Source organism: Pseudomonas sichuanensis (assembly GCF_003231305.1).
Taxonomy (GTDB): Bacteria; Pseudomonadota; Gammaproteobacteria; order Pseudomonadales; family Pseudomonadaceae; genus Aquipseudomonas; species Aquipseudomonas sichuanensis.
In genome coordinates this window covers 44,927-56,313 of the sequence record NZ_QKVM01000044.1, presented here as the reverse complement: position 1 = coordinate 56,313, position 11,387 = coordinate 44,927, and the positions used below count along the sequence as shown (strand labels likewise).

Annotated in this window: 11 protein-coding genes and 1 pseudogene; 2 read left to right on the top strand and 10 right to left on the bottom strand. The window is 67.8% G+C overall.

The window, feature by feature from the left end; genetic code table 11:
- Positions 1 to 83 precede the first annotated feature (83 nt).
- A complete protein-coding gene (locus tag DM373_RS20760; RefSeq protein ID WP_110995354.1) occupies positions 84 to 431 on the top strand; it encodes a YgiW/YdeI family stress tolerance OB fold protein in 348 nt (115 codons plus the stop codon).
- A gap of 115 nt (positions 432 to 546) precedes the next feature.
- On the opposite strand, the gene DM373_RS20755 is transcribed toward DM373_RS20760, so the two are convergent.
- Positions 547 to 1,767, bottom strand: coding sequence for an MFS transporter (locus DM373_RS20755; RefSeq protein WP_425272601.1), 1,221 nt, complete (start codon positions 1,765 to 1,767; stop codon positions 547 to 549).
- Between the two features lie 132 nt (positions 1,768 to 1,899).
- On the opposite strand from DM373_RS20755, the gene DM373_RS20750 reads away from it, so the two are divergent.
- Positions 1,900 to 2,802 (top strand): LysR family transcriptional regulator, encoded by a 903-nt coding sequence (locus DM373_RS20750; RefSeq protein WP_110995352.1) that lies wholly within the window; start codon positions 1,900 to 1,902, stop codon positions 2,800 to 2,802.
- 5 nt (positions 2,803 to 2,807) lie between these two features.
- Here DM373_RS20750 and DM373_RS20745 read toward each other — a convergent pair whose 3' ends face one another.
- From DM373_RS20745 to DM373_RS20705, 9 genes and pseudogenes are all read right to left on the bottom strand, one after another.
- The gene (locus tag DM373_RS20745; protein WP_110995351.1) at positions 2,808 to 3,611 is read right to left on the bottom strand and encodes a hypothetical protein; all 804 of its coding nucleotides are present in this window, start codon (positions 3,609 to 3,611) and stop codon (positions 2,808 to 2,810) included.
- A 25-nt stretch (positions 3,612 to 3,636) separates the two neighbouring features.
- Entirely contained in the window at positions 3,637 to 4,863 is a 1,227-nt protein-coding gene (locus DM373_RS20740) for a beta-ketoacyl-ACP synthase (protein WP_110995350.1), read from the bottom strand.
- Positions 4,863 to 5,591, bottom strand: coding sequence for a 3-oxoacyl-ACP reductase FabG (gene fabG, locus DM373_RS20735; protein ID WP_110995349.1), 729 nt, complete (start codon positions 5,589 to 5,591; stop codon positions 4,863 to 4,865). The genes DM373_RS20740 and fabG overlap by 1 nt, the downstream gene beginning before the upstream one ends.
- Positions 5,584 to 6,054 carry a hotdog family protein gene (locus tag DM373_RS20730; RefSeq protein WP_110995348.1) on the bottom strand — a complete coding sequence of 157 codons (471 nt, stop codon included), beginning with the start codon at positions 6,052 to 6,054 and terminating at the stop codon, positions 5,584 to 5,586. The genes fabG and DM373_RS20730 overlap by 8 nt, the downstream gene beginning before the upstream one ends.
- Positions 6,051 to 7,244 carry a beta-ketoacyl-[acyl-carrier-protein] synthase family protein gene (locus DM373_RS20725; protein ID WP_110995347.1) on the bottom strand — a complete coding sequence of 398 codons (1,194 nt, stop codon included), beginning with the start codon at positions 7,242 to 7,244 and terminating at the stop codon, positions 6,051 to 6,053. Before DM373_RS20725 ends, DM373_RS20730 begins: the two co-directional genes overlap by 4 nt.
- A complete protein-coding gene (locus tag DM373_RS20720) occupies positions 7,241 to 7,726 on the bottom strand; it encodes a DUF3261 domain-containing protein (protein WP_110995346.1) in 486 nt (161 codons plus the stop codon). The genes DM373_RS20725 and DM373_RS20720 overlap by 4 nt, the downstream gene beginning before the upstream one ends.
- Positions 7,723 to 8,463 (bottom strand): class I SAM-dependent methyltransferase, encoded by a 741-nt coding sequence (locus tag DM373_RS20715; protein WP_110995345.1) that lies wholly within the window; start codon positions 8,461 to 8,463, stop codon positions 7,723 to 7,725. Before DM373_RS20715 ends, DM373_RS20720 begins: the two co-directional genes overlap by 4 nt.
- A pseudogene (locus DM373_RS20710) lies at positions 8,460 to 10,730 on the bottom strand (MMPL family transporter). The gene DM373_RS20715 and the pseudogene DM373_RS20710 overlap by 4 nt, the downstream one beginning before the upstream one ends.
- A 40-nt stretch (positions 10,731 to 10,770) precedes the next feature.
- Entirely contained in the window at positions 10,771 to 11,352 is a 582-nt protein-coding gene (locus tag DM373_RS20705; RefSeq protein ID WP_244215103.1) for an outer membrane lipoprotein carrier protein LolA, read from the bottom strand.
- Positions 11,353 to 11,387: the final 35 nt, after the last annotated feature.

The following is an 11,387-nucleotide window of genomic DNA, read 5'->3' as shown; positions in this document are numbered from 1 at the left end:
CCCCGCGATTTTTTGCATTAAGTTTCAATTCAGCGATCGTCGGTAATCTGGTGCCATCAAAACGCAAACAGGACCCGATCACCATGAAAGCCCGCTACCTGCCCCTGATCCTCGCCCCGCTGTTCAGCACCGCCGCCCTGGCCACCAGCTACACCGGCCCAGGTGCTCAGGCTGTGACCACCGTCGCCGCCGCCAAAGAAGCCGCCGACGACACCCCGGTAGTGCTGCAAGGCTTCGTGACCAAGAAGATCAACAACGACGACCGCTACGAGTTCAAGGACAACACCGGCACCATCACCGTCGAAATCGACGACGAAGACCTGCCGCCGACGCCGTTCAACGACAAGACCAAGGTCAAGCTGACCGGCGAGGTGGAGAAGCACCTGATGAGTCGTGAAGTGGATGTGGATATCGTCGAGATCATCAACTGATCCGAAGTTTCATACATGAAAGCGTGGGAGCGGGCTTGCCCCGCGATAGCGTCAGCAGGTGCTTTCTTCGCTTCCTGATATGACGCCATCGCGGGGCAAGCCCGCTCCCACGCGTTCATGCTGTCTTCGGCGCCAACCTGCTCAAATGCACCGCCACCAGCAGCGCCACCGCCAACAGGCTGCCGATGAACAGCCCGATCCCATTCCAGCCCCACTGGTGCCAGAACACCCCGCCCGCCGTCCCCGCCACGCTCGACCCCGCGTAATAGCAGAACAGGTACAACGAAGACGCCTGCCCCTTGGCCTTCAGCGCCCGCCGGCCGATCCAGCTGCTGGCCACCGAATGCGCGCCGAAGAAACCGAAGGTGAACACCAGCATGCCGACGATGATCAGCGCCAGCGGGCTGGCCAGGGTCAGCAGCAGGCCGCCGGCCATCACCAGGATGCTGGCCCAGAACACTTTGCGCCGGCCCAGTTTGTCGGCCAGCGCGCCGACCTGCGCCGAGCTGTAGATCCCCGACAGGTAGACCACCGAGAGCAAGCCGACCAGCGCCTGGTTCATGTGATAAGGGCCGGCCAGCAGGCGGTAGCCGATGTAGTTGAACAGGGTGACGAAGGCGCCCATCAGCAGGAAGGCTTCGAGGAACAGCCAGGGCAGCCCGGCGTCCTTGAAATGCATGACGAAGCCGTCCAGCAGGCTGCGCGGGTTCATGGCCTGAGGGCGGAAGTTGCGCGACTCGGGCAGCACCTTCCAGAACACCACGGCCGCCGCCAATGCCAGGCCACCGATCACCAGCATCGCCGTGTGCCAGCTGACGAAGTCGATCAGCACCCCGGTGATCAGCCGCCCGCTCATGCCGCCGATGGCGTTGCCGCCGATGTACAGGCCCATGGCCAGGCCGATGTGCTGGGGGTGGATCTCTTCGCTCAGGTAAGTCATTGCCACCGCCGCTAGACCACTCAGCGCCAGGCCCACCAGCGCGCGGCTGGCCAGCACCAGCTCCCAGCTCGGCATCACCGCGCTGGCCAAGGTCGCCAGGGCCGCGCACAGCAGCGCGCAGACCATCACCGGCTTGCGCCCGATACGGTCGGAAATCGGCCCGGTCACCAGCAGCCCGATGGCCAGCATGGCGGTGGACACCGACAGCACCAGACTGCTCTGCGCCGCGTTGATGGCGAACTCCTGGGACAGCAGCGGCATCATCGGCTGTACGCAATACAGCAGGGCAAAGGTGGCGAAGCCGCCGCTGAACAGCGCCAGCACGGTTTTCATGAAGGCGGGCGTGCCTTTCTCGATCCAGATGTCGTTGCAGGCAGGTTCGGGTTCGACGGGCATGGGGGCGACGGCAGATCTCACGGAGGGTACCTCGGGGCGTTGCGATGGAAAAATCATATAGCTGGCTAATGATTACATCCAATATATTGTTCGACCTGTTTAAGACGTTTAACGACCTGTTCGGAGCCGATCATGGAGCTGCGTCACCTGCGTTATTTCATCGCCGTGGCCGAAGAGCTGCACTTCGGCCGCGCCGCCCAGCAACTGGGCATCTCGCAACCGCCGCTGAGCCAGCAGATCCAGGCCCTGGAGCAGGAGCTGGGCGCACGTCTGTTCGAACGCACCAACCGTCGGGTCGAGCTCAGCGAGGCCGGGCGGTTGTTCCTCGACGAAGCCCGCCAGGTGCTGGCCCAGGTGGAGAAGGCCGCCGACGTGGCCCGGCGTGCGCAACTCGGGGAACTGGGGGAGCTGAAGATCGGCTTCACCTCCTCGGCGCCCTTCACCTCGAAGTTGCCCAAAGCGTTGCACTCGTTCCGCCAGCAGTTTCCGGCGGTGCACCTGAACCTCAAGGAAATGAGCAGCCGCGATGTCGCCGAAGCGGTGCTCGACGAGTCCATCGAAGTCGGCCTGATGCGGCCGATGCCCTTGCCCCAGGGGCTGGAGGTCAACGAATTGCTGCGCGAGCCGTTGGTGGCGGTGATCAACGCCTCGCACCCGCTAGCCACAGGCAGCGAACAGGGCCTGCACATGCAGGCGCTGGCCGACCAGCCGTTCGTGTTCTTCCCGCGCAGCTACGGCAGCGGCCTGCACGCGCAGCTGCTGAGCCTGGCGCGCCGGGCCGGCTTCAGCCCGCACTTCGCCCAGGAAGCGGGCGAGGCGATGACCATCATCGGCCTGGTATCGGCGGGGTTGGGGGTGTCGGTGCTGCCAGCGTCGTTCCAGCGCATGCGCATCGACGGGGTGGTCTACAGGACCTTGCTGGATGAGGGCGCCGACACCGCCGTGTGGCTGGTACGGCGTGTCGGCGAGGGCTCGGCGATGGCGCGCGCCTTTGCCGAACTGCTGGGCGGGCAGCGGATCACGCCACCCGCCTGAGCCGGTCAGTCGACGTGGGCCAGCTCGCCGCGCAGGGCTACCGCGCTGACCAGCATGCCGGCGCGGCACTGGAACTTCTCCGGGTCCTTGTACAGGTCGCGCTGGTCGACGCTGGCGATGTTCACCACGGCGTTGGCGTCAGCTTCCTGGGCGGCACGCTGCAGGGTGGCCAGCGCCGATTGCAGGGCCCAGAAGCAGGCCTCGCTGTCGCTCTTGTTGCTGCCGTTGGTCTTGCGGCTGCTGCTTACCGTGCGCAGGGTGCGCACCGAAGTCGGCAGTGCTTCGCCGGCCAGGTAGAACTTCACGCTGCCGTCGAGCAGGCCGGCTTCGGTGGCGCGTTTCACACCCTCGCGAAAGCTCAGGTAGGTCGGCCCGTCGACGCCCTGGTTGACGATGCCCAGCGCATTGACCGCCTCGATGTCCGGGTTGAACGACAGCTCCTTGAGCACGTTGTCGCGCAGGCGGTTGATCCAGCGGTTGTAGTTGCCGTGGATCTTGCCGTCCTTGTAGTCCAGGCCCCAGCTGCTGCGGTAGACGATCTGGAACTCGGTGGGGCTGTAGGGGATGTCGACCTCGGCATGGTGACGACCGCGCACGGTGATGGCCGCCTTGACCATGCCCGGGCGCACCGACTGGACGATCCACTGGCGGTCGTTGAGTGCGGTGACGATCGCCCGTTTCATCTGGTCGTCGCTGAAATTCAGGCTGCTGGCGAAGTCTTCCTTGGCGTTGTACACCGGCTTGCTGGTGCACCCGCTGAAGACCAGGGCCATGGCCAGCAAGGCGAGGGTGCGGTGGATCCGAGTCATTCCTTTCACTCCATGGTTTTGCGTGTCAGGGCCAGCGGCGGAAGATCAACGAGGTGTTGACGCCGCCGAAGGCGAAGTTGTTGTTCATCACGAATTCGTGGCTCATGGCGCGGAAGGCGCCTTGCAGGTAGTCGAGTTCGCCGCACAGCGGGTCGACCTTGTCGAGGTTGAGCGTGGGGGCGTACTGCTCGCGGTTCATCATCTCGATGCTGAACCACGATTCCAGGGCGCCGCAGGCACCCAGGGTGTGGCCTAGGTAGCTCTTCTGCGAGCTGATCGGCATGCGCGGGCCGAACAGGCCGCTGGTGGCCAGGGTCTCGGCGATATCGCCCTGCTCGGTGGCAGTGCCATGGCCGTTCACATAACCGATCGCCTCGGGCGCCAGGCCCGCGTCTTCCAGCGCCAGTTCCATGGCTCGGCGCATGGTCACTTGCTCTGGCCGGGTGATGTGCTGGCCGTCGGCATTGCTGCCAAAGCCCACCACTTCGGCGTGGATCCGCGCGCCGCGGGCCAAGGCATGCTCCAGCTCTTCGAGCACCAGCATGCCGCCGCCCTCGCCGATCACCAGGCCGTCGCGGTCCAGGTCGTAGGGGCGTGGGCTCAGGTGCGGGGTGTCGTTCTTCAGGCTGGTGGCATAGAGCGCGTCGAACACCATGGCCTCGGTGGGGCACAGCTCTTCGGCACCGCCGGCGAGCATCAGCGGCAGGCGCCCGAACTTGATCGCCTCATAGGCGTAGCCGACGCCCTGGCTGCCGCTGGTGCAGGCGCTGGACGTCGGGATCAGGCGCCCGGTCAGGCCGAAGTAGATGCTGATGTTGGCCGCTGTGGTGTGCGGCATCATGCGCACGTAGGAGTTGGCGTTCAGGCCCTCCGAGGTGGAGTTGAGCAGCATGTTGCCGAAGGTCTTGATCTCGTCGGTGCTGCCGGTGGACGAACCGCAGGCCACGCCCATGCGCCCATCACGGATGCTCGGCTCGTCGAGCAGCCCGGCGTCGGCCAGTGCCCGCTCGGCGGCGGCCACCGCCAGGCGTGACACCCGGCCCATGCTGCGCAATTGCTTGCGGGTCCAGTGCGCGGGCACCTGGAAGTCATCGATGGGCCCGGCCAGGCGGGTGTTGAGTTCGCTGTAGCGGTCCCATTCGTCCATGCGCCGAATGCCGCTGCGCCCGGCGGCGAAATGCGCGGCGATGCTTGCCCAGTCGTTGCCCAGGGCGGTAATGCCGGCCATGCCGGTGACCACGACGCGGCGCATCAGCACAGCCCTCCGTTGACCGCCAGCACCTGGCGGGTGATGTAGGCCGCCTCGGGCGACATCAGGAAGTTCACCGCGCCGGCCACTTCTTCCGGGGTGCCCATGCGCCCGGCCGGGATCATCTTCAGCAGTTCATCGACCGGCACGTTTTCGTCGAGCATGGCCGTGTCGATCAGGCCGGGGGCCACGCAGTTGACCGTGATGCGGCGCTTGCCCAGCTCGATCGCCAGGGCCTTCGCGGCACCGATCAGGCCGGCCTTGGAGGCGCTGTAGTTGACCTGGCCACGGTTGCCGATCAGCCCCGACACCGAGGTGATGCAGACGATGCGCCCCGGCGCGCGGCGGCGGATCATCGGCATCGTCAGCGGGTGCAGGACGTTGTAGAAACCGTCGAGGTTGGTGCGCATCACCTGGTCCCAGTCGTCGTCGCTCAGCGCCGGGAAGGCGCCGTCGCGGGTCAGCCCGGCATTGCACACCACGCCGTAGTAGGCGCCGTGGGCTTCGACATCGGCTTCCAACACTGCCTTGCAACTGGCGCGGTCGGCCACGTCGAACTGCAGCACCCGGGCCTGCTGGCCGAGTGCGCGCACTTCGGCGGCCACGGCATCGGCCTCGGCACGGCCGCTGCGACAGTGCAGCACCAGGTCGAAGCCGGCCTGTGCCAGGCGCAGGGCAACGGCCCGACCGATGCCACGGCTGGAGCCGGTAACGAGAATGCTGTCAGTCATGCTGGGGTTCCTCTGGGCCGGCTTCGGCCAGGTAGCGGTCGGGCTGTGGCGGGCGGTACACATTCAGGCGGGCCGTGGCATGGATGCCGGGGCCGCGCAGGTGGCATTCGAACACGCCCATGCCGTTGTCGTCTTCCAGCGAGCGCTGCGCGTGGATCGACAGTTCGACGCCGGCGGGGAAGTGCTCGACGGCGCATTCGAACTTGCGCGTGCCCAGCAGAAAGCCCAGCTCCACCGGCAGGCCCTGGCGACGGGCGCGGCAGCCGGCGAAGGCGGCCACGCTCTGGGCCATCAGCTCCAGGCCTAGCCAGGCCGGCAGGCTGCCGTCGGCGCGGTTGAACAGGCCGCCTGGGCGCACCGTGGTGCGGGTGTGGATCTGCTCGTCGTCGCAGCTGTCGATCTGCTCGATGAGGATCATGTCACCGGCATGGGGCAGCAGCTCGGCCAGGGGCCAGGGGATCATGGGGCGTCTCCGAGAATCAGGCTGACATTGTTGCCGCCAAAGGCGAACGAGTTGCTCATCAGGTACCGCGGGCGTTGCGCGGTCAGCCGCTGGTTGCCGTCGACCAACGCCAGGGCCGGCAATGCCGGGTCCTGCTGGCCATCCCAGGCATGTGGCGGCAGCAGGCCCTGGGGGTTGTGCCCGCTCAGGGCCAGCCAGCAGAACGCCGCTTCCAGCGCGCCGGCGGCGCCAAGGGTGTGGCCGGTCATCGGCTTGCTCGACGAACAGGCCAGGCCGGCGCCGAACAGGCTGTGCACGGCCAGGGCTTCCATGGCGTCGTTGTGTACGGTGGCGGTGCCGTGCAGGTTCAGGTAGCTGATCTGCGCGGGCGTAAGGCCGGCATTGTCCAAGGCTTTGCCCATGGCCTGCAAGGCACCTTTGCCAGTGGGCTCCGGCGCCGAGATATGGTGGGCGTCGGAGCTGGCGCCGGCGCCCAGCAGGGCGATGCGCGGGCCTTGCGGGTTGGCCTCGCGGGTCATCAGCAGCAACGCCGCGCCTTCGCCGATGTTGATCCCGGCGCGGTTGCGCGAGAACGGGTTGCAGCGGGCGTCGCTGACCGCCTCCAGGGCACTGAAACCGTTGAGGGTCAGGCCGCACAGGCTGTCGACGCCACCGCACAGCACGGCATCGCACAGCCCCAGGTCGAGCAGGCGGCGCGCGCTCATCAGCGCCCGGGCGCTGGAAGTGCAGGCGGTGGAAATCACATAGGCCGGGCCGCTCAGTTGCAGCCAGTCGGCGAGGAAGTTGGCCGGGGCACTGAGCTCTTGCTGGGCGTACTGGTAGCCCTCGGGAAAGCGCTGCTCGCGCAGGTAGTGGGCGATGCCGTCGCTGGCCTCGGCGATCCCCGAGGTGCTGGTGCCCAGCACCACGCCGAGCCGATGGGCGCCGTGGCGATCGATCGCTTCACGGATCGCCGGCTCGATCTGCAGCGCGGCGCTGTACAGCAGCTGGTTGTTGCGGCTGTGGTGCTCGGGCAGCGGCAGCTCGGGCAGCGGGGTGCTGACGGCGCCCACCGGCAGGCTGCGCTCGGGCACCCAGCCCGCTTGCGTCAGCATGCCCGAACAGTCGCCGGCAAACAGCCGGCGGGCGATGTCGGCCTGGCCGTGGCCGAGGGCACAGACCAGGCCCAGGGCATTGAGATAGGCGCTCATGGGGTGTTCTCGTCGGGCAAGGGGCTTACGTGATAGCGCAGCCCTTGGCCCAGGTTCAAGGTAAAGGTATCGGCGCCCTGGTAGCGCACCTGCCAGCGCTCGCCGAGCCAGCGTCGGTCACCCTGCTGGCGGGCCTGGGGGTAGGCCTGTGGCAATTGCTGCGCCGGGGTCAGGGCGAACAGCACGGCGGCGAACAGCTCGCGCGCCGCCGGGTTCGGCGGCAGCAGCCCGTCGGCCTGCCACTGCTGGCCATCGAGCAACTGGCGGGCCTGGGGGATGCCCAGCAGATCGAGCAGCGACCAGCGCAGGCGGGTGTCTTCGCGCTGGATCACCAGCAGCCAGTCCTGGCGTTGCCCGGCCTGCTCCCGTTCGACGTGCAACTGGCGTGGCAGTTCCAGCGCAGGCGGTTGCTCAGGCAGGGGCGGCCGCGCGGCGCAGGCACCGAGCAGCAGGCAGCAGAGCATGGCCAGCAAGGCTTTCATGGGGTCTCCTGCGCTTTACGCGCGACCACGTTGAGCAAGGTCTCTTCGCGTTGCCCGACCGGCGGCGGGTTACGCAGCCCGAAGCGTTCGAGCAGGCCGAAGTCCTTGGCGCGGCTCCACCACAGGTACGGGTACGAGACATGCCGTGGCGCAAACTCGAAGCCTTGGGCGCTGAGCATCTGCAAGTAGCCCTCGGCGCTCTTTTGCACGTGCATCGGGTGGCGGAACAGCCAGCGGATCACCCAGGTATCGATATACGCCTCGGTGGACTCGGCGAACAGCAGGTAGCCGCCCGGCTTGAGCACCCGGTGGAATTCGGCCAGGGCTTTTTCCTGCTCCACCAGGTGGTGGAAGGTCTGGTGGCAGAACAGGATATCGACGCTGGCATCGGCGTGGGGCAGCGCGGCGCAGTCGCTGCCATGCAGTTCCACCGCGATGCCCAGGCGTTCGGCCTCGGCGGCGCTGAGCGCCAGGCTGTGCGGGTCGGCGTCGGTGCCCAGCAGGCGCGAAGGGGCGAACACCTGGTGCAGGTGGCGGAACGACTTGCCCTGGCCGCAGCCGACATCCAGCAGCACCGGCGCGGCCGGCGGGTTGCCGTCGAACAGCCGGCGCAGGTCGTTGATCGCCACCCGCAGCACATGGTGCTGCCAGGTGTGGCTGCGCAGGAACCAGAACCCGAAACGGGTTTCCTCGACATAGGTGTCGCTGAAAAAGGCCTTGGACGTGCTGCTGTTCATGGCGGTGGATGCGCTCCTTCGCGGGTGGCGGCCCAGGGGGCCAGCAGGAAACTGAAAGCCAGGCCCAGGCTTACTGCCAGGCCGAAGTTGCTGACCGCCGGAGTGCTCGACAACGCCAGCAGGCCGAATTACAGCCAGGTGGTCGCTGCCGCCAGCAGGGTGCCCAGCAGGCTCACGGCGGCGCCGCCGATGCGCTCGTGCATGAGGATGGCGTAGTCGACGCTGATGGCCGTCACCAGCAGCAGGCCGAACAGGCTGAACAGGGTCAGCGGCTGGCCCAGCCAGCCGAGGCTGGCCAGGCTGCACAGCGCCGCCAGCAGCGGCAGGGCGACGATGCGCAGGGCGCCGCGCAGGCCGAACGGCAGCACCAGCAGCACCACGATCAGCAGGCACGACAGCAGCTTGAGTTCGGCGGCGCTGAGCTGGGTGGCGGCGAACAGCTGGTTCAGCTCGCCGAGGCGGTCGACCAGTTGCACGCCGGGCAGGTCATCGGTCTGCAGGCGCAGCAAGGCGGTGTCGCCCAGGCCTTGCAGGCTGACGATGGCCGCCACGCCGTCGCCGTCCGGGCCCAGCCACAAGGGCCGCCAGGCTTCGCCCAGCGGGCCGGCCAGCATGTCGTCGATGCCTTGCGGCGCCAGCTGTTGCAGGTGCTGGAGCTCGCCTGCCAGGGCGGCCTGAGGTACGCCCAGTGCCAGCAAGGGTTGCCAATGTGCCGGCAGCTGGCCGAGGGCCTGTTGCAGCTGGGCCTGTTGCGCAGGGCTGGCGAGCAGCTGGCTGAGGCTCATGTAGCCCTTGAGCTTGCCCAGCTCGACCAGTTCGCCCAGCTTGCCGCTCAGCGCCTGCAGGCGTTCGAGCAGTTGCTGCGGGTCGTCGCCGCGCACCAGGTAGAACTGGCTGGTGGGCTGGTAGCCGGTGATGCGCGCCACGGCCTGTGCCTCTTGCAGCAACTGCGGCGGGCTGGCGACCCACTGGCGGATGTCGTTGCGGCTGTCCAGGCGCCACAGGCCGGCGGCGCAGAACAGCAGCACCAGGCTCAGCAGCACCCCGCTCGGCACCTTGACCAGCAGGCGTTCACGCAGCGTGGTCAGGGTTTGCGCGATGCGCAGCGGCCACTGCGCCGGGCGCAACTCGACGCCCGCAAGCAGCGCGGGCAGCAGGCACACCGCGCTGAGGTAGGCGCCCAGCAGCCCGGCGGCGGAAAACGCGGCGATCTGGGTCAGCGCCGGGAACGGCGTGAACGCCAGGGCCAGGTAGCCGATGGCGCTGGTCGCCAGGCTCAGGCTCAGCCCCGGCAGGGTCAGGCGCAGGGCCGGCCAGCTGTGCCAGGGCTTGAGGCTCCAGCTCTTGGACAGGTAGTGCAGCGGGTAGTCCACCGCCACGCCGATCAGGCTCGAACCCAGCACCAGGGTCATCACGTGCATCTGCCCGAACAGCGCCACGCACACCACCGCGCCGAACAGCATGCCCACCAGCACCGGCACGAAGGCCAGCAACACGCGCCAGCGGCGGAAGGCCAACAGCAACAGCAGCAGGATGCCCAGCGTGGCGCCACCGCCGACCCAGGTGATCTCGCGGCTGGCCTGCTGCTGGCCGGCGGCGGCGTACAGCAGGCCGCTGGCCGCCAGCAGCCGGGTGCCATGTTGGTCGGCGTCGAGGCGGCTGGCGGCGAGCAGTTCGGCCACCTGCAACGGCAGGTGCATGTCGAAGGCGTTGCCTTGGGTGCGGGCCCGCAGCAGCACCCACTGCTGGCCGTCGGCCTCGGCGACCAGCGCACCGCTGGCGGTGTCCAGCTGCACGTTGACCGGCAGCGGCTGGCTGTTCTGGATGCGCCCGGTGAGGCCCAGCCAGTCGTCCTGGCTGGGCACCAGGCTGAAACCGGCGAAGGGGTCGAACAGGCTGTTCACGCGCTGTTCGATGAAGGCCTGCGGCTGGTTGATCAACTGCTCGCGGTCGTTCGCCGAGAGCAGGGCCAGGCGGCCTTGCAGCAGTTGCGCGCGCAACGCCGAGAGGTCGGTCTGCAGGCGCCACTGGACCTTTTCGAACAGGCCACTGCCTTGCCACTGCGTGGCCAGGCGCTCGGCCAGCGCCAGTGCCTGTTCACGCTCGGGGTGGCCGACCAGCACCAGCATTTCGCGGTTGAGCGGCTCCTGCATGCGCTGTTCGGCCCGCTTTACCAGCGGGTCCTGGGTGGCGCCGGGCACCAGGGTCATCAAGTCGGCCGACAGCGGCGCGCCGCGGTGCCACTGCCAGCCGGCGATGGCCAGCATCACCAGCAGCAAGCCGAGGAACAGGCGCGGCAGCAGGCGTTCAATCGGCAAAATCGCTGCGCTCCGTGTCGCTCAGGGCCGTTGCCGCCGTGCTCGCCGGCATGCGCAGCAGGGTGCTGTCGCCCTGGGTTTCGCTCAGCTCGATGCGCTCCACGTACTGGCCGCCAGCGATGTCGATGCGCGTGAACACCTGCTTGAGCAGCAGCGAGCGCGGCGTCAGGCGCAGTTGCCAGTGCCCGGCGTCGCCGGACAGGGCCAGTTCGAAATCACGTTGCAGGCCACTGCTGTCGCCCTGCAGCACGGCGAAGAACAGGCGGTTTTGCTCGGCCCCGGCGCTGCGGCTGGGCAGGGTTTGCCAGCCGTTCGGGTCGCGCCGGGCGATGCCCTGGGCGTCGATGCGGTAATCCTGGCGCAGCGGGGTGTCCAGCAGCCACAGCAGGCCGTGGTCACGGGCGAGAACGAAGCGGCCCTTGCTCAGCAGCGGCTGGGGCAGGGCGCGCAGGTGTTTTTCCTGGATGAACGGGCCCTTGACCACAGCGGGCTGGCTGAGCTGCTTCTGCAGGTCGTCGAGGGTGAAGGCCAGGGTCAGGGGGCTGGCGAGCAGCAATGCAAATGCAGCCATCACACGGGCTGCGCTGTTGTAGGAGCGGCCTTGTG